The sequence below is a fragment of the Sphingobacterium sp. DR205 genome (assembly GCF_011064245.1).
GTDB lineage: Bacteria > Bacteroidota > Bacteroidia > Sphingobacteriales > Sphingobacteriaceae > Sphingobacterium > Sphingobacterium athyrii.
The window spans coordinates 3,240,003-3,258,507 of record NZ_CP049333.1; the positions used below are offsets into that span (position 1 = coordinate 3,240,003).

Here is an 18,505-nt window from a genome sequence, read left to right on the forward strand (position 1 = left end):
ATAAAAATAGACTCATTAAAAAAATAAAAATGTTCAGGAATTTTTCTCCTGAACATTCCTGAACAAATGTACTATTATATTTAACAAAAATATAAGATTAATTTGAAATAGCTTCCTGAGCTACGGTTTCTTCTTTTTTATTTTTTTCTTGACAATCTTGACATACACCGTATAAATTTAAAGAATGGTGCTTGATGTCAAACTTCAATAAATCCCCCATGAGGCTTTGGATCTGGTTGATACGTGGGTCGCAAAATTCTACAACCTTATTGCATTCAATACAAATCACGTGGTCGTGCTGCTTGAAGCCATAGGATTTTTCAAATTGAGCCATATTGCGGCCAAACTGGTGTTTGGTAACCAAGTCACAAGAAACCAAAAGTTCGAGGGTATTATAAACTGTAGCACGGCTGACACGGTATTTTTTGTTCTTCATATGGATATACAAAGACTCAACATCAAAGTGATCAGTACGTGAATAAATCTCTTCCAAGATAGCATAACGCTCCGGAGTTTTTCTTAGATTTTTATTTTCTAAGTATGCTTCAAAGATTTTTTTTACAGTTGCAAAATTTTCAGCTTGATTCATAGTAAAAATATTCTTGTACAAATTTACCAATTTAGATTGACATTTGATAGTATTTCTAAATTGTGATATTCATTTGATTAATTTTCGGACTCATACCGATTTACTCCTGTTATTCCCCGGACTTGTTTAAGGTTTTTCATCAAGCTCTCCAATTGTTGTGTATCATTGACATATACCATAATATTCCCGTCAAAAATACCATCGTTACTCGATATGGATAGGGAGCGTATGTTGACCGCAAACTCTTGGGAAATAACCGTAGTAAGCTTATTGACCAATCCGACGTCATCGATACCCACAATATGCAGGCCGGTCAGGAACGCAGAGTCTTTCGTCGATGCCCAGCGTGCCTTCAAAATACGGTACCCGTAATTCGCCATCAATTTGGAGGCATTGGGGCAGCTGGTGCGATGAATCTTGATGCCATCATTGACCGTCAGAAAACCGAAAATGTCATCACCGGGAATTGGATTGCAACAAGGCGCTAGGGTATAGTCAACTTTTTGCATATCATCACCGATCAGGATGGTGTCAAACTCCTTTTTATTGATTTTTTCAACCAACCCGCCAATATGACTGTTGAACTGATTGCCCGAAGAAGATCCTGCATTGATTTCAACCGCTTTTTCATGGGCCACGTACTCCCGCAATTGCTTGATATCAACGATACCTTTGGCCACATTATAAAAGAGATCCTGGGAACTTGGATACTTCAGATAATTAGCAATTTTGTTGATATTATCGGTATTATAGGTGACTTTCAAAGACTTCAATTTACGCTCGAGAATCTCTTTTCCATCCTCTGCGACCCGTCGTTTTTCTTCTTTGAGGGAAGATCTGATTTTTGATTTCGCTTTTGCGGTAACCACAAAATTGAGCCAGTCTTCTTTTGGCGACTGTTTGCTGGAGGTGATAATCTCGACTTGATCACCATTTTGTAGAACGTGGCTAAGTGGAACCAATTTATGGTTTACTTTGGCCCCGATACAACTTGCGCCAATATCGGAGTGGATCTCAAAAGCAAAATCCAATGCAGTTGCATTGTTGGGTAATTGGATTAAGGTGCCTTTGGGTGTGAAAATAAAAATTTCATCCGAGAACAGATTCATCTTGAAATCATCCACAAAATCCATGGCATTCTGATCAGGACTGCTGAGTACATCACGTACCTTTTTGATCCATTGATCCAATCCTGAATCGGAATTGGATTCTTTGTATTTCCAGTGTGCCGCAAATCCTTTTTCCGCAATTTCATTCATCCGTCTGGTCCGAATCTGTACTTCCACCCATTGCCCCTTGGGGCCCATTACCGTTGTATGCAAGGATTCGTAGCCATTTCCTTTGGGTGAAGAGATCCAATCGCGTAAACGGTCCGGGTTGGGACGATATAGATCCGTTACGATGGAATATACTTTCCAACATTCGGTTTTTTCCTTTTCATCCACCGCGTCAATAACGATACGAATAGCAAATAGGTCATATACTTCTTCAAATGGAATTGACTTTTTGCGCATTTTGTTCCAAATCGAATGAATCGACTTGGGTCTTCCAAATACGGCGGCTTTAACTCCCTGCTCTTCTAAAATTTCTTTAATAGGACCGATAAAATCACCTATGAATTTTTCCCGCTCTGCCTTCTTTTCATTCAGTTTTCGCGCAATAAATTTATAGGTATCCGGATCAGTAAATTTCATGGACAAGTCTTCCAATTCGGATTTGATCGCATACAAACCCAAACGATGCGCCAAGGGGGCATAAAGATAACTGGTCTCTGAGGCGATCTTCAACTGCTTATCTCTTGCCATGAATTCCATCGTCCGCATATTATGCAGCCTATCCGCCAATTTGATAAGGATAACGCGTACGTCATCGGCAAGCGTGAGCAACATTTTACGAAAGTTCTCAGCCTGCATCGAACTATTGGGGTCAAATATTCCGGAAATTTTTGTCAATCCGTCGATAATACGACGAACTTTTTTTCCAAACATTTCCTCAATTTCGTCCAAGGTTACATTAGTGTCCTCAACAACATCATGGAGCAAAGCGCATACAATGGAGGTCGTCCCTAAACCAATTTCCTCGGCGGCAATCTGCGCTACCGCAATCGGATGATAAATATAGGGTTCTCCTGATTTGCGGCGCATCTCCTTGTGGCTATCCAGGGCCAAATCAAAAGCTTTACGAATCTCTTGTTTGTCCCCGCGCTGCAAAGTAGGCTTACAGGCACGCAATAATGCACGGTAACGTTTTCTTATCTCTTTGTTTTCTGCTTCAATATCAATCACATAATCTTTCATAAACGTTGCAGGTAAATGATGTTTTTTTGAGTATTTTTGTTTAATTTAGTTAATGTATTTTGAATACAATTATCAAGCTAACTTATTTTGTAATAAATTTACCAAAATATAATAGCATTGACAAATTAAAAGAGTTATATAGTCGTTCAGATGAAGACAACAGTATGTGTTTTGTTTTTTCTTCTTGGGACTTTGTCAGGCGTGGCAAAGGCTCAGTCTCTGGTCCTTCCTTTATACGGTGAAGGGGCCCAGGAGACAGTGACTGATTATATGACAACAACGCTGCCTTCGGGTGAGATTTTGCCTTGGTTTCCCATTCCTGAAGTGGTTATTGTCAGGAAAAGAGTCTGGTCAAGTGAGGAAGCCCGCAGGGAATATTTACGTTTCAGAAGAAATGTACTGAAAGTGCTCCCTTATGCCATATATGCTCAAAAAAGATACGATCAACTGGATCGGGATCTGGCTATGACATCCAATAAAAAAGAACATGAAGCGCTGGTGGAAAGATGTGAAAACGATGTGAAGCAAATGTTTAATAGGGAAATTAAAAATATGACCATTTCCCAGGGTAAAATCCTAATAAAGCTGATCGATCGCTATACCGGACATACGAGCTATGAAATGGTGAAGGAAATGAAAGGTGGGATCTCCGCATTTTTTTATCAGGGAGTCGCCAAAATTTTTGGGCATAATTTGAAATCAGCATACGATCCAAAAGAGGACTTCGAAATCGAAAATATCATCCGTGAATTTGAACGGTCGAGGCCCAAACCGGTGATGTAGGACCCCATATATACTAGTATATATAAGTCACGAAGATACTTTAACTAGGATCGGGTTCGTTATGTAATACCTAAATTAAGACAATATGAAAACGATATATGACTTTGATGCTTTGCAATTCAATGGAACCATGAAATCTCTGGGAGATTTTGAAGGAAAGGTTTTGTTGGTCGTCAATACAGCGAGTCAGTGTCTATTCACAAGACAGTTTAAATCGCTCGAAAAGCTCTACCAAAAGTATAAAGAAAGGGGATTTGAGGTACTGGCCTTTCCGTCCAATAACTTTCGGAATCAAGAACCACTGACCGGCAGTACATTGGAGACATTCTGTAGAATAAACCAGCAGGTCAGTTTTCCGGTTTTCAAACGTAGCCATGTCATCGGCACCTACACGACGGCATTGTATAGTTTCCTGTCAAATAAGGCGGAAAACGGACATATAAATAGCAAGCCCTCCTGGAATTTTCATAAATACTTGATCAACAGGCAGGGGGAAGTTGTGGATTTCTATTATCCTACGACTTCGCCATTGTCAGGTAAAATTTGTCGTAATATCGAACGACTTTTGGAGGAGTAACCTACAAACTTCCTACCTTTGGCCTCGGTTTCATACCAGTAAGACCTGTATGTGCCGGCTGTCTTCAACATAAGCCGGCAATATGGAGTGGTGAATTGTAACATACTGATTTTACCGATTTTGCTGATATTGGAAGCCATAAACGAAAAAGAAGATATAAATATGCTAAAACTAGATTTACTTGTCATTGCCGTGCATCCCGATGACGCAGAATTGGGTGCAGGCGGAGTAATGGCAAAATATGTTGCCGAAGGAAAAAAAGTAGGAATTGTAGACTTAACTCGGGGTGAACTCGGTACACGAGGTACTGCGGAGACCAGAGCACAAGAGGCAAAAGATGCAGCTGCGATTCTCGGACTGGCAGCGCGTGAAAATCTCGGTTTGAGAGACGGTTTTTTTGAAAATGCCATCGAGGAAAAAATGGCCATTATAAGTGCCGTAAGGAAATACCAGCCTGAAATCGTTATTACCAACGCGATTACTGACCGTCATCCGGATCATGGCAGAGCAGGGCAGCTTGTGAATGAAGCCTGCTTCCTTTCGGGGTTAAGAAAGGTGGAAACCAGAGACCAAAATAATCATATCCAGGAAGCCTTCCGTCCACGTCTAGTGCTGCAATTTGTGCAGGATTATTACATCAAACCCGATGTAGTCATTGATATTACGGACTACTATGCTTTGAAGGAAAAATCAATCCTGGCCTATAAAACACAGTTCTATACAGGCGAAAATATCAATCCTGACGAGCCACAAACGTATATTTCCAATCCGGATTTTATGGAATCTACCGCCGCCAGAGCAAGGGAATTTGGCCGTTACATCCAGGCTAAGTATGCTGAAGGATTTACATCTAAAAAAATATTGGGCGTTGATGATTTATTTGATCTAAGATAGCGAAGTTGCAATAAAAGATAAAAGCCGAGGATTTTATGAGACATAGAATCTTCGGCTTTTTTATAAACGGCAGGTAATCTATCAGGAGATAAAACCTTTTACATATTGTTTTGTGATTTCATGCTGTGGATTTAACAGCACTTGTTCAGTGGGACCAAATTCAAGGATTTCACCACCATAAACAAAAATGATATAATCAGACACTCTTCGGGCTTGTCGTAGAATGTGTGTCACCAGAACAATGGTGTAATCCTGCTTTAGTTCGATGAGTAATTCTTCAATTTTTGCTGTGGATAGCGGGTCCAATGCGGAAGTTGATTCATCACCAAGTATAATTTCGGGTTCGACAGCAAGTCCCCGCGCTAAGCAGAGCCGTTGTTGCTGTCCAATCGAAAGGCCGGCGGCGGAATGCCCCAAACGGTCCTTAACCTCATCCCATAGGGCTACATTGCGCAATTGTGTCTCGACAATCTTGTCCAGTTCTTTTTTATTTTTCGTGCCATGTATACGCGGCCCATAAGCTACGTTGTCGTAGATGGACATCGGCAATGGGTAAGGTTTTTGGGATAAAAGCCCCATTTTTTTACGGATATGCGTTACTTCGGCATTTTTGCCATAAATGTCCTCACCGTTTACAAGCACAGATCCCGTTATTTCAACACCTTTTGTGTCGTCGACCAGGCGATTCAGGGTTTTCAGCAATGTGGTCTTGCCACAGCCTGAAGGTCCGATAATGGAGGTTACGCTATTGTTCGGCAAGGCAAGATTAATATTCTTTAAAATATGTCTCCCATCGATATATACATTGAGATCCTTGATCTGAATGTGAGGATCAGTCAAAGGACTGTTTAACGACGATTCTTTTGTTTCGATTGAAGGATATGCGTGCATACTACGATAATTAAAATGATGATAGTTAAAACCAGGGCCGAAGCATATGCTCGTCCCTGTACCTCAGGAATTGGACTGCTTAACTGAAAAAATATAGCCAAGGGAAGTGTTGCTGCTGGTTCGTCAATATATTTAGGCAAATTGTCACTGAACCCCGTTGTTAACAATACGCCGGCGACATCACCTATTGCTCTTCCGAATGCTAATAGAATGGCAGTCAATAACCCGGCACGAATACTCCGCAACATGACTTTCGCAAGCTCCCAGCGTGTGGTACCCAAGGAAAGGGTGACATTTTTCAGATCTTCAGGAATCGTTTTGATCAGCTCGTCTACTGTACGTACCACAATAGGGATTGTCAATAACGTGACTGTTAGTATGCCGCCCAGTAGTGATGCTCTAATGCCAAAATAGACCATAATACCAAAGCCGACAGCACCATACACAATCGATGGTACCCCGTAAAGCACATCAAACAACAACTTCGAAAACTGTGTTACTTTGGATTTTGTACCCAAATAAATATTCAGGTAAAGTGATATCGGAATACCAATAAAAGCAGATAGCGCAGTCGCTACCCCTGCTAGATAGAGTGAACCTAATATGGCGTTTAAGATTCCACCTTCTTTGCCGATGTAAAATCCGCCTTTGGGCAACTGACTGACCATTTCCCAATTGAGATAGGGAAGTCCCTTATAGAGAATCGTACCTACAATAAAAAACAGGGAAGCGGTTACCGTGATTCCGGATAGATGCATGAAACCCTTCGCGATCTTTTCACTTATTAATCTTCTTTTGGTGTTATCCATCTAAACCTCCTTCAAGTCGTCTCAATATCAGACGTGATATTAAATTGAAAATAAATATGATGACAAATAGCAATAGCGCTGAAAACATCAAAGCAGACTCATAAAGAGGGATGGACATCATCTCACCAAAATTGTTGGCGATTAAAGCGGGGATGGGGTAACCGGCATCAAATATGGATGTAGGCACCTTCGGTACATTCCCGCAAACCATTAGTACTGCAATCGTTTCTCCAAATGCCCGTGAGGTCGATAAGACAATGGCGGCGATAATGCCGGGTTTTGCCTTTTTGAGAATAACATGTTTTATGGTGTCCCATTTTGTTGCTCCCAAAGACAAAGAAGCGGCTTTTAATTCATACGGAATCGTTTGAAGCACTTCCACCATAATGGAAATCATGATCGGAAAAATCATGACCGCCAATACAATTCCACCGGCTAATACTGAATAACCGGATGTCACCACACCAAAAATCGGAGCAATATAAAGCTGGATCAGCGGGACGATAAATAATACACCCCAAACACCGTATAACACCGGTGGTATGGCCGCCAAGATATTGACAAGAGGAAGCATCATGTTTTTTAGCGCATCGGAAGCGTATTCAGTCAGATAAACTGCCGTCAATATACACAGGGGTATTGCGATGGCAAGCGATATCAATGTAACAGCGAGTGTACCGGCAATAAAAGGCAGAAATCCGAACGAGCCCTTCATAGGTGCCCATACTTTATCTGTCAATAGCTGAAATATGTTGCTGTATTCAAATAGCGGAATGGATTTTACAGTTAAACCGACCGCAATAATAACGACAACTGATAGCGAAATCAGCAGTAACAAAAATGTGGACCGTTTTACTAAGGTATCTTTAACTAGACGTGTATTTAGCATGCTATAACTTATTTAGTTCGTCATTGATCAGTGTTTCACTCAATGGTACATAACCATTTTCAAGCAACTGTGACTGCGCCTGTTTCTGCAGCACAAAAGAGATGAATTCCTTCAGGAGCAGGGACTCTGTCTTATTGCGTGTGACAAATGTCAGATCGCGGGAGGGAGGCGCGGGATATTTGCCTGCTGCAACAGCTCCGGTCAGGTCTGACAGCGATCCATAGAATTGCTCGTCGGCTTCAATCTGTCCATTTTTATTTAAATCCAATGGCAGTACATCGATATGGTCAAACACTTTGTTTGTCTTTAAATTATATACGTAGTTGATATTGTTGAAGCCAATGCCAAACTTATCATCTTTAATAGCTTGGGCAATACCGGGATCACCAAAGATTCCAACACCTTGCAGGTCTTCCTGTTTACGTCCAAAAAATTTGGCCCAGGTTTCTGCTGCTCCGGCGGCATCCGAACGTACATAAACATTAATCGGATCTGCAGTAAATTGTGGATCAATTTGATTCCATGTCTTAAATTTTCGACTGGCAAAAATCTCCGCAAGTTCCTCCCGGGTTAAGCCGCGTTTCAGTAATGCTTTATAATTCGGGTTAGCAGGATTCAATGTGCATATCACAGCATCTTTGGCCACAATAATAGGGACTGCGCCTTTTTTGACTTCTTGTGGATGCAGATCCCGCGATACCAGCCCAATGTCTACCATACCTGTTAACACGTCGGCAATCCCTTTGCCTGCACCGCCTGCAGAGATATTAAAACGGACATGTGGATGAATTTTTTTGAAGTCTTCACTCCAGATTACGGCCAAAGGGTAGAGTGCAAAGGCCCCTGAAAGTGAAATATTGCCTTCAAATCCACGCTCTTTACTATATCCATTCTTTACTTTTGGTGCGCAGGACGTGATCTTAAATACGGTTATAAAGCTAAAAAACAGAATTATAAAATATCTTTTTATCGTTACACCCATTAGTCTACAGGTTTAGTATATTAAATTTTATACGGCAAATATATATTAATTTGGTAGATATTATAGAATATTAAAAAAATATTTTTACATTTGACTCGAGAAAAGAATACTAAATCAATAGATTTTATTTGTTTTATGCAAAGCTTCCGTACAGAATTAGAAAATCCAGTCGTGGAAAAGGAGATTATTGAACTTGAAAAAAAGATTCGATTATTTCACGAAGGTAAGATCGCTGATGAAAAATTTAGGTCATTGCGTCTAGCCAGGGGAGTATATGGACAGAGACAACCAGGGGTTCAAATGGTTCGTATCAAACTTCCATTTGGAAAAGTTACTTTTAAACAGTTAATCAAAATAGCGGCAATATCTGATGAATATGCAAGTCGTAACCTGCACCTGACCACGCGTCAGGACATTCAGGTCCATTACGTTAGTCTGGATCGTACGCCAGAACTTTGGTCAAAATTGGCAGAGGATGATATTACCTTAAGGGAGGCCTGTGGTAATACTGTTCGTAATGTAACGGCTTCACCAACTTCGGGTATTGATCCGAAAGAACCTTTCGATGTCTCACCGTATGCACAGGCAACGTTTGAATATTTTCTACGTAATCCGGTCTGTGCGGAGATGGGCAGAAAATTCAAGATGTCTTTTTCTGCAAGTGAAGAGGATACCGCTTTTTCGTATATTCATGACTTGGGTTTTATTCCAAAATTGAAGTATGTGGATGGTGTGGAAGTACGTGGTTTCAAAGTGCTGCTAGGCGGCGGACTGGGGTCGCAACCATTTTTAGCATCGTTAACAAATGAATTTCTTCCGGAAGATGAGCTTATTCCTTACATAGAGGCTACCTTAAGAGTGTTCGACCGATATGGCGAGCGTAACAACCGAAATAAAGCCCGTTTTAAATATCTTATTCAAAAACTTGGCCTGGAAGAGGTGTTAAATCTGATCGAAGCGGAAAAGATTGCTACAAAAGTAAAAACTTTCGCTATTGATCGAACCAAAATTGAGCAACCGCTGCCACCGGACGACAGCCAAATTACCGTACTTGATCTGGATACAGACTTAAACTATCAGGTATGGAAGAATACGAATACATTTGAACAAAAGCAGGCAGGTTATTACGGTGTCTATGTACGTGTTTCTACAGGGGATATCGGTACCGATAAAGCGCGGTCCTTGGTCGCTGGCTTAAAAGATCTTGTTGCGGATGATATCCGGATAACGCAAAACCAAAGTTTGTTGCTGAAGTATGCAACCGAAAAGACGCTAGCTCATATTTATCAATTGCTCAAATCATTGGATCTTGCACAGGTAGGTTTTGACAGTACTGCAGATGTGACCACATGTCCCGGAACGGACACCTGTAATCTTGGTATTTCAAACAGTACCGAAATGGCGCGGGTCATCGAATCGTATATAGCCGAATTTCACCAGGATTTTGTTTTCAACAGAGACTTGAAAATCAAGATATCCGGTTGTATGAATTCCTGCGGTCAACATGGGCTGGCGCATATTGGCTTCCATGGCAGCTCGGTTAAAGCAGAGGGCAAGGTAGTTCCCGCTGCTCAGGTTATGCTTGGTGGCGGTACCATCGGCGACGGTGAAGGCCGTGTAGCCGAGCGAATTATCAAAGTACCGACCAAAAGGGTATTGCATGTGGTTGAATTCGTATTGAACGATTATAAAAAGAATGCTGAAGAGACCGAGAATTTCCATGCGTATTACGACAGACAGGGTAAAAATTATTTTTACAATCTATTAAAACCACTATCGGATCTGACGACGCTTGCGGAAGATGAGTTTGTGGATTGGGGACATGAGGGGACTTTCCAAACAGCGATAGGTGTGGGTGAGTGTGCCGGGGTGGTGATTGATTTAGTGGCAACATTGATTTATGAGGCGGAGGAAAAACTACAATGGGCAAATGAGACATTCGGGGAAGCAAAATTCGCAGACGCTATCTATCATGCATACAATGCCTTTGTTCAGGCGGCGAAAGCCTTGCTATTAGATAAAGGTATCAGTGCAAGCACGCAAAATACAGTGATCAACGAATTCCAGACACATTTTGTGGAGTCCGGGGAATATAACTTTGATCAGTCATTTCCGGAGCTTGTCTTACAAATCAGTAAAAATGAACCTACTGAGGGCTTTGCAACCGGCTATCTGCAAGAGGCCACAAAATTTATCAATGAGGTTTATCAACGTAAAAATTTAACGCCTGTATTGGCTTAGGAGGGAACGGAATGTCGATAGAAGCAAAAGTAACTTTAGTAGGCGCTGGGCCGGGAGACCCAGACTTGATTAGCCTCAAAGGGATCAAAGCAATCCAGAAAGCGGATGTTATTTTGTATGACGCGCTTGTCAATGATGAATTGTTGGACTATGCGAAAGCAGATTGTATAAAAATTTACGTCGGAAAACGTGCCGAACAGCTTTCAACCTCTCAAGATGAAATTAATCGCCTATTGGTTGACTATGCCTTGAATTATGGGCATGTGGTGCGCTTGAAAGGAGGGGACCCATTTGTCTTCGGACGCGGTGGTGAGGAGATCGATCATGTGGCACAGTATGGTATTGAAACAGCGGTCATACCGGGTATTTCCTCCGCAATTGGCCTAACAGGGTTACAGCAGATTCCTCTGACTTATAGGGGGATCAGCGAGAGTTTTTGGGTGATAACCGGATCAAAATCTGACGGCAGTTTATCTAGTGATCTATACTTAGCTGCGGAATCCAATGCGACTGTGGTCGTCCTGATGGGATATGGAAAATTAGCGGAGATCGTGTCCATCTATCAACAGAAAAACCTTCATCATTTACCTATCGCTTTGATTCAAAATGGTTCATTGCCTAATGAAAAGGTTGTGTTGGGCACAATAGACAATATCCTGGATGAATCTACTGAAAAGAGAGTCGGGGTACCTGCTATTATCATCATAGGTGAAGTGGTAGCGAAACACAGGTCATTTCAACAGATTAAAGAAAAAGCACTTGCATTATAAGGATGAATAAGTTATTTCCCATATTCGTTAAACTGGATCAGATCGAGACCTTATTGGTCGGCGGTGGAAAAGTTGCGTTGGAAAAATTCCAGGCATTGATAACAAATGATGAGAGATTGAACCTAACTGTCGTCGCAAGGGAAATTGTTCCTGAATTCGAACAATTGCTCGTCAATTATCCTCATATTCGACTTCATATACGTCCTTTTGAAACACAAGATATCGAAAACAAGCAACTCGTAATTGCGGCAACGAATAATGTGGAACTGAATGATGAACTTCGTGAGCTAACTTCACTTCACAATATACTTTTCAATGCAGCGGATAAGCCAGATCTATGCGACTTTTATTTGGGATCTATTGTTACTAAGGGCGATCTAAAAGTTGCGATTTCCACAAACGGCAAATCACCAACGATTGCAAAAAGAGTGAAGGAATTGCTCAACGATCTTTTACCGGACGAAATTGACGAAACGCTTTCGCTGATGAGCGAATATCGTGAACAGTTGAAAGGGGACTTTGAATTTAAAGTAAAGAAGCTGAACGAACATACCAAAAATATATTACGTCATGAGCGTTAAGGAAATTAAAGAAATTATCGGCGATAAAAAGGGGGCGGAGATGCTGCAGACAATTGCGTCACTATATCCTTCAGAAGTTGTTTTTTCGACTTCTTTTGGGATAGAAGATCAGATTATCACCGAATGGATCGGCAAAAATAATATCGGCATCGAGATTTTCACTTTAGATACCGGCCGATTGTTTAAAGAGACGTACTCTTTGTGGAGTCGTACATTGGAACGTTATCAGCTGAATATCAAGACATATACACCGGATACAGCATTGCTGGAAGATTTTATCAGCAAAAAGGGACCTAATTCTTTCTATGAATCTGTTGAAAATCGTAAAGAATGTTGTCGGATCAGGAAGATTGAACCATTGCAGCGCGCTATCAAAGGAAAAAAAATTTGGATTACCGGCATCCGGTCTGAACAATCGGTCAATAGACATGATATGGATTTTGTGGAGTATGACGAAGTAAATGATATCATAAAAATCCATCCGCTGTTTGACTGGACCTTTGAACAGGTAAAAGTGTATTGCAAGGAACAGTATATTCCTTATAATGTCTTACATGATAAAGGATTTCCGAGCATTGGTTGCCAACCTTGTACAAGGGCTATTCAGGAAGGAGAAGATTTTCGGGCCGGAAGATGGTGGTGGGAAGATCAGAGTAAAAAAGAATGTGGTTTACATGCTGTTAAATCTTAATCCTAAAAAAGTGTAAACCCGAATTCATTAAATCAAATTTATTATTTCAAAGAATGGACTATTTAGATCATTTAGAAGCGGAAGCAATATATATATTAAGAGAAGTCGCCGGACAGTTTGAAAAACCGGCATTATTATTCTCGGGCGGAAAAGATTCCATCACATTGGTTCATCTGGCAAAAAAAGCTTTTAGGCCGGGTAAATTTCCCTTTCCTCTGGTTCATATTGATACCGGACACAATTTCCCGGAAACTATTGCTTTCCGTGACAGCCTTATTGAAGAGATCGGAGAAAAGCTGATTGTAGGCTATGTGCAAGATAGTATAGATCAGGGCAAAGTCGTTGAGCAAAAAGGAAAGAATGCAAGTCGTAATGCACTTCAGACTGTCACCTTACTCGAGACAATCTCGAAACACGGTTTCGATGCATGTATCGGAGGGGCACGCCGAGATGAGGAGAAGGCACGGGCAAAAGAACGTATTTTCTCCGTGCGGGATGAGTTTGGACAATGGGACCCAAAAAGGCAAAGACCTGAGCTGTGGAGTATTTTCAACGGTAAGATAAACAAAGGCGAGAACGTACGGGTATTTCCGATTTCAAATTGGACTGAGCTCGATGTCTGGAATTATATCAAACGCGAACAAATTGCATTGCCATCCATTTATTTTAGCCATGAACGGGAGGTAATTACGCGTAACGGACAATTAATGGCAGCCGCACCATTTTTAAATATGGATGCGGATGATGTTATCGAAACTAAATCCGTTCGTTTCAGAACCGTGGGTGACATGACCTGTACGGCAGCAGTAGATTCCACAGCAATTGCTTTGGATGATATCATTGCGGAAATCAAAGCATCAACAGTCAGTGAACGTGGGGCCCGGATGGATGACAAAGTATCCGAGGCAGCAATGGAAGAACGCAAAAAACAGGGGTATTTTTAATTCCTCAAATCTAATACTTGATATTGACAACAATGAATATATTGAAATTTATAACAGCTGGTTCGGTAGATGATGGTAAGAGTACGTTAATAGGTCGATTGCTATACGATACCAATTCTATTTTGGACGATCAATTGGAAGCGATACAACGTGCCAATCGAAAAAATGATGATGGAACAGTAGATTTAGCGATATTAACGGATGGATTAAAAGCAGAACGCGAACAAGGAATAACCATCGATGTTGCTTACAAATATTTTCAGACCGATCGGCGAAAATATATTATCGCAGATGCTCCGGGCCATATCCAATACACGCGAAACATGGTTACAGGCGCGTCTAATTCTGAGCTGATTATTATCTTGGTAGATGCAAGGAAGGGCGTGATTGAACAAACGAAAAGGCATTCATTTATTGCTAAATTACTGGCAATGAAGCAGGTATTGGTGTGTGTCAATAAAATGGATATGGTGGATTATAGCGCTGCTGTTTTTGAACAAATCAAAAATGACTATCAGCAATTGGCTGCCAATCTAGGGCTTCAGGACGTTGATTTTATCCCTGTATCCGCATTAAAAGGTGACAATATTGTTCATAAATCTGAGCGTATGCTCTGGTATTCAGGAGAATCATTGTTGGACTACCTGGAAAATGTTGAAATTCACGAAAATCAGGCAGCGAACTGGAGGTTCCCGGTACAATGGGTTGTCAGGCCACAAACGGATGATCTCCATGATTATAGGGGATATGCAGGCAGAGTGTTAGGAGAGGGGCTTACGGTAGGTGATCAGGTAATTATTTATCCCTCAGAAACATACAGCACTGTCAAGGCCATAGAATTTAATGGTCTGCAGCTTGATCGGGCAGAAAATGGACAGTCAGTTATTCTTCATTTAACAGACGATGTGGACATTAGTCGCGGCGACACGATTGCTAATGTTGAAAAACAACCAAAATTTGAGCGCAATATACAGGCAAATGTATGTTGGTTTGACAATAAACCTCTGGATACCGAACAGATCTATTTGCTACAGAGCCATAGTAAATTGACAAAAATAAAAATTGTTGATGTGCTTTATAAATTTGACATCAATACACAGGAAAAAGTCTTTGACGAAACGATCAAGCTCAATGATATTGGCCGGATCGCGATCAAATCTGCTGAAAATCTTGTATTCGATTTGCAGGCAGAAAATGCCGCGAATTCGCAAGCGATCGTGATTGATCCACGGACTAATCTAACAGTTGGCGCGCTGATGATTCAAGCTGTTGATTAATAATTTTATCTGTAAATATTCAACCTAAATATTTATTGAGGAATCCGGGCATTACGCCCGGATTCCTTTTTTATTTACAATAATTGTTTTAAAAGCCGCTGTTTTCATCCATTCATATAATTGTTATAATTTATATTATGTTAAATAACAATTTATAAATCCACCCCTCTGCACAACAATATGTATGATATAATAGCTTAGTGCTATTCTCATTAGGCTATCGCAATCTTAATCCACGACAGCCTTATAAATATCAAAATTTATAAAGACTAGAATTACGTAAATCATTACGTTTAGCCCGTTCTATTATAAAAACGAAAATGATTCTTCTTTTTATTCAAAATGTCGAATAAAATACAGGGATGATTTGATTTTGGCTACAATTCGCTATAATCAACCTAAATAAGCCTATATATTGTAGAATTCGAAATTTCATTATAATTGCTCAAAATTTGTAAAAAATTAACAAAAATTGGTTTTCTGTTAAAAAATACATAAATTAGTGCCAGCCAAAGGGAAATTTTACTAATTAAAACATGTCAAAAAATTTTAACGAGTTCATTGCGAGCGTTGAGAAACGCAATCCAAATGAACCAGAATTCTTACAAGCAGTAAAAGAAGTTACAGAGGATTTATTTCCTTATATCACCAACAATCATCCTGAGTTTTTCGACCAAAAAATTCTTGAACGTCTTACCGAACCTGAACGTATTATTTCTTTTCGTGTAACTTGGTTAGATGACAATCATCAGGTGCAGGTAAACCGTGGATACCGTGTACAAATGAATAGTTCTATAGGTCCATATAAAGGAGGTCTCCGCTTCGCTCCTTCTGTGAATCAGAGCATCTTGAAATTCCTTGCTTTTGAACAAGTTTTCAAAAACAGTTTAACGGGCCTACCGATCGGTGGTGGTAAAGGCGGTTCTGATTTTGATCCTAAAGGTAAATCAGATAATGAAATCATGCGTTTTTGCCAGAGCTTTATGACGGAATTATATCGTCATATAGGTGCGGATACAGATGTTCCTGCTGGGGATATCGGTGTTGGTGGACGCGAAATTGGCTTTTTATTCGGACAATTTAAGCGTCTTCAGAATAACTTTACAGGTGTTTTAACGGGTAAAGGTGAATTATGGGGTGGTTCCTATATTCGTCCGGAAGCTACCGGATATGGACTGTTATACTTTGTTGACTGCATATTTAAACATAAAGGACAATCCTTAAAAGGTAAAGTAGCAACAGTTTCAGGTGCTGGTAACGTTGCATTTTATGCAGTTGAAAAAGCAATGCAATTAGGTGCAAAAGTAATTACTGTCTCTAATAGCCTCGGCACATTGCATGATCCAGATGGCTTTGATACTGAGAAGATGGCTTTTGGAGCAACTTTGGGACGAAATTTAGATCAATACCCTACCCGTTATCCAAATGCACAGTTTTTGCCGGGACAAAAACCTTGGCAGTTTAAATGTGATATCGCATTACCCTGTGCAACACAAAATGAACTGGATGAGTCTGACGCGAAAACACTTGTGGCGAATGGCTGCATTTGTGTCGCTGAAGGTGCTAATATGCCTTCCACGGCCGAAGCAATTAAGGTTTTCTTAGATGCCAAAATTAGTTTTGCTCCGGGAAAAGCAGCAAATGCAGGTGGAGTTGCTGTCAGTGGTTTGGAAATGTCCCAAAACTCGATCCGTACACAATGGGGTACCGAGGAAGTTGATAGCCGTCTGAAAACAATTATGGAAAGCATTCACGAGACTTGTCTTAAATACGGCAAAGAAAGTGATTTTGTTAACTACTTAAAAGGTGCCAATATTGGCGGCTTTATTAAAGTAGCCAATGCTATGAAAGCCCAGGGAGTTGTATAATCAGCCTTTTTCTAATCATATCATAATCCTGAACGCTCAAATGTATTTCATTTGGGCGTTTTTTTATACTTTTATGGTAATTTTTAAAACAAAGAGATTTACATGAGATTAATAGCGGAACTCCCCCATCCTGATTGCAAGATTTCCATCTTTGGAATGAATCAAAAATTCATCATCAAATTTGAACAAGGAAATCTGGAGCAATCCTATAAAATTGCAGAGGTTGACATCATAGGCGGCGTAAATGGTGTTTTTGAATTGCTTGATGAGGAATTTCTTAAAAGTGTAATAGATCAGTTCTCTTTAATGCGTCAATCTTTTAACGGTGCTTACAGTAGATACGAATAGCGACAATATGTTAAACTACCTTTATTTTGCGGCATTTTGGGCTTGCCAAATTGTCTCCTCTATCCTATTTAAACTGGGTGGTATTCACCCCAAGTATAAATGGGCTGCGTTGATTGTTGGGAATATTATTTTGCTTTCAGCAAGTTGGTTTCTCATTCAATTATTTAAGAATGTCTCTCAACCTATAGTTATAGCATTATGTTCAGGAGGGACTTTTCTGACGGTTCAGTTGGCAATGGCATTTTACTTTAAAAGTCCACTGAGCTGGCTGCAAGTTGTCGGTATGTTTGTTATCATTGTAGGTATGGTGATGATCACCTTTGGTGGCAAAGATCAAGCAATCTAAAAGCTATTTATGCAGTAAAATTGATGGGTTTTATTTGTTATAATAAAACTCATCAATTACAAGCGTGCTAGCAAGTTGTTGATTAAAACGGTCTAAATCAGCTATTTTTCCAGATATATCGTACATTACTTCCAATTTTCCATTGATTTTCTCAATTACACGACGCGTGGTTTTAATTTTGTAATCTAATGCTAATTGCTCAAACTCATGCAAATGGTAAAATTCATTTGAGCTAAATTTGATATGTAGCGAACGGATAAGATAATAACGTGCCAAGAAAATTTCAATGCGTTGGAAAAGCGCAAGGATCATAACCATAAAAATCGCAAAAGAAATAGCATAAACTAATTTCCCTAACCCAGCAAACATACCTATACCAGCTGTTGCCCATATAACGGCAGCGGTAGTCAGACCACTTACAGACAATTTACCCTTAAATATTACTCCTGCTCCAATAAAGCCAATACCGGTAACGATATTGGCTGCTACACGATCTGTACTATCGCCAATAAATAGACAGGATACAATCGTAAACATGGCAGAGCCAAAGCAGATCAGCACCACCGTACGGAATCCAGCTGATTTATTTCTGTATTCACGTTCAAAACCGATTAAACTGCCGCAAAAAATTGAAGTTATGGCATTTAGCAAAGGCTCACTACTCAAAAAATCAATAATGCTTTCCATCTTAAATTCTGTTTAACGATATCGGAGGAACTCCAATTGGA

19 protein-coding genes are annotated in these 18,505 nt (G+C 40.2%); 12 read left to right on the plus strand and 7 right to left on the minus strand.

From position 1 onward, the window contains the following. Positions 1-97: 97 nt before the first annotated feature. Together G6053_RS13800 and G6053_RS13805 are read right to left on the minus strand one after the other, a co-directional pair. Complete coding sequence (locus G6053_RS13800; RefSeq protein ID WP_104381932.1) at positions 98-589, minus strand: transcriptional repressor; 492 nt, start codon at positions 587-589, stop codon at positions 98-100. A gap of 77 nt (positions 590-666) precedes the next feature. Next, on the minus strand, positions 667-2,886 hold the full coding sequence (locus tag G6053_RS13805) for a bifunctional (p)ppGpp synthetase/guanosine-3',5'-bis(diphosphate) 3'-pyrophosphohydrolase (protein ID WP_165306804.1): 2,220 nt from the start codon (positions 2,884-2,886) through the stop codon (positions 667-669). Between the two features lie 150 nt (positions 2,887-3,036). On the opposite strand from G6053_RS13805, the gene G6053_RS13810 reads away from it, so the two are divergent. The 3 genes from G6053_RS13810 (at position 3,037) to bshB1 (ending at position 5,140) form a co-directional block, all read left to right on the plus strand. Further along, positions 3,037-3,669, plus strand: coding sequence for a DUF4294 domain-containing protein (locus G6053_RS13810; protein WP_108634294.1), 633 nt, complete (start codon positions 3,037-3,039; stop codon positions 3,667-3,669). 85 nt (positions 3,670-3,754) lie between these two features. Continuing rightward, complete coding sequence (locus G6053_RS13815; protein WP_108634293.1) at positions 3,755-4,246, plus strand: redoxin domain-containing protein; 492 nt, start codon at positions 3,755-3,757, stop codon at positions 4,244-4,246. Positions 4,247-4,408: 162 nt separating this feature from the next. Continuing rightward, positions 4,409-5,140, plus strand: a complete 732-nt coding sequence (gene bshB1 / locus G6053_RS13820; protein WP_108634552.1) for a bacillithiol biosynthesis deacetylase BshB1 — start codon at positions 4,409-4,411, stop codon at positions 5,138-5,140. An 81-nt stretch (positions 5,141-5,221) separates the two neighbouring features. On the opposite strand, the gene G6053_RS13825 is transcribed toward bshB1, so the two are convergent. From G6053_RS13825 to G6053_RS13840, 4 genes are read right to left on the minus strand one after another with little or no spacing between them, the layout of a single operon-like run. Continuing rightward, positions 5,222-6,031 (minus strand): phosphate ABC transporter ATP-binding protein, encoded by an 810-nt coding sequence (locus G6053_RS13825; protein WP_108634292.1) that lies wholly within the window; start codon positions 6,029-6,031, stop codon positions 5,222-5,224. Beyond that, the gene (locus G6053_RS13830) at positions 5,989-6,840 is read right to left on the minus strand and encodes an ABC transporter permease subunit (RefSeq protein WP_108634291.1); all 852 of its coding nucleotides are present in this window, start codon (positions 6,838-6,840) and stop codon (positions 5,989-5,991) included. Before G6053_RS13830 ends, G6053_RS13825 begins: the two co-directional genes overlap by 43 nt. Then, positions 6,833-7,729 carry a phosphate ABC transporter permease subunit PstC gene (pstC, locus tag G6053_RS13835; protein WP_108634290.1) on the minus strand — a complete coding sequence of 299 codons (897 nt, stop codon included), beginning with the start codon at positions 7,727-7,729 and terminating at the stop codon, positions 6,833-6,835. The genes G6053_RS13830 and pstC overlap by 8 nt, the downstream gene beginning before the upstream one ends. A gap of 1 nt (position 7,730) precedes the next feature. Continuing rightward, positions 7,731-8,711: a PstS family phosphate ABC transporter substrate-binding protein gene (locus G6053_RS13840; protein ID WP_108634289.1), complete on the minus strand. Its 981-nt coding sequence runs from the start codon at positions 8,709-8,711 to the stop codon at positions 7,731-7,733. Between the two features lie 135 nt (positions 8,712-8,846). Here G6053_RS13840 and G6053_RS13845 point away from each other — a divergent pair, with 135 nt between their 5' ends. The 9 genes from G6053_RS13845 to G6053_RS13885 all read left to right on the plus strand — a co-directional run bounded on the left by G6053_RS13845 (position 8,847) and on the right by G6053_RS13885 (position 17,777). Beyond that, positions 8,847-10,952: a HEPN domain-containing protein gene (locus G6053_RS13845; protein WP_165306805.1), complete on the plus strand. Its 2,106-nt coding sequence runs from the start codon at positions 8,847-8,849 to the stop codon at positions 10,950-10,952. A gap of 11 nt (positions 10,953-10,963) precedes the next feature. Beyond that, positions 10,964-11,722, plus strand: coding sequence for a uroporphyrinogen-III C-methyltransferase (gene cobA / locus G6053_RS13850; RefSeq protein ID WP_165306806.1), 759 nt, complete (start codon positions 10,964-10,966; stop codon positions 11,720-11,722). A 2-nt stretch (positions 11,723-11,724) separates the two neighbouring features. Continuing rightward, positions 11,725-12,303 (plus strand): bifunctional precorrin-2 dehydrogenase/sirohydrochlorin ferrochelatase, encoded by a 579-nt coding sequence (locus G6053_RS13855; protein ID WP_165306807.1) that lies wholly within the window; start codon positions 11,725-11,727, stop codon positions 12,301-12,303. Continuing rightward, positions 12,293-12,994, plus strand: a complete 702-nt coding sequence (locus tag G6053_RS13860) for a phosphoadenylyl-sulfate reductase (RefSeq protein WP_108634285.1) — start codon at positions 12,293-12,295, stop codon at positions 12,992-12,994. Before G6053_RS13855 ends, G6053_RS13860 begins: the two co-directional genes overlap by 11 nt. A 53-nt stretch (positions 12,995-13,047) precedes the next feature. Continuing rightward, the gene (cysD, locus tag G6053_RS13865) at positions 13,048-13,938 is read left to right on the plus strand and encodes a sulfate adenylyltransferase subunit CysD (protein WP_108634284.1); all 891 of its coding nucleotides are present in this window, start codon (positions 13,048-13,050) and stop codon (positions 13,936-13,938) included. A gap of 32 nt (positions 13,939-13,970) precedes the next feature. After that, positions 13,971-15,215: a GTP-binding protein gene (locus tag G6053_RS13870; protein ID WP_108634283.1), complete on the plus strand. Its 1,245-nt coding sequence runs from the start codon at positions 13,971-13,973 to the stop codon at positions 15,213-15,215. A gap of 536 nt (positions 15,216-15,751) precedes the next feature. Continuing rightward, a complete protein-coding gene (gdhA, locus tag G6053_RS13875) occupies positions 15,752-17,083 on the plus strand; it encodes an NADP-specific glutamate dehydrogenase (protein ID WP_165306808.1) in 1,332 nt (443 codons plus the stop codon). A gap of 102 nt (positions 17,084-17,185) precedes the next feature. Further along, on the plus strand, positions 17,186-17,431 hold the full coding sequence (locus G6053_RS13880) for a hypothetical protein (RefSeq protein ID WP_108634281.1): 246 nt from the start codon (positions 17,186-17,188) through the stop codon (positions 17,429-17,431). Between the two features lie 7 nt (positions 17,432-17,438). After that, complete coding sequence (locus G6053_RS13885) at positions 17,439-17,777, plus strand: hypothetical protein (protein ID WP_108634280.1); 339 nt, start codon at positions 17,439-17,441, stop codon at positions 17,775-17,777. 30 nt (positions 17,778-17,807) lie between these two features. Here G6053_RS13885 and G6053_RS13890 read toward each other — a convergent pair whose 3' ends face one another. After that, on the minus strand, positions 17,808-18,464 hold the full coding sequence (locus G6053_RS13890; RefSeq protein ID WP_165306809.1) for an MgtC/SapB family protein: 657 nt from the start codon (positions 18,462-18,464) through the stop codon (positions 17,808-17,810). Between the last annotated feature and the right edge of the window lie 41 nt (positions 18,465-18,505).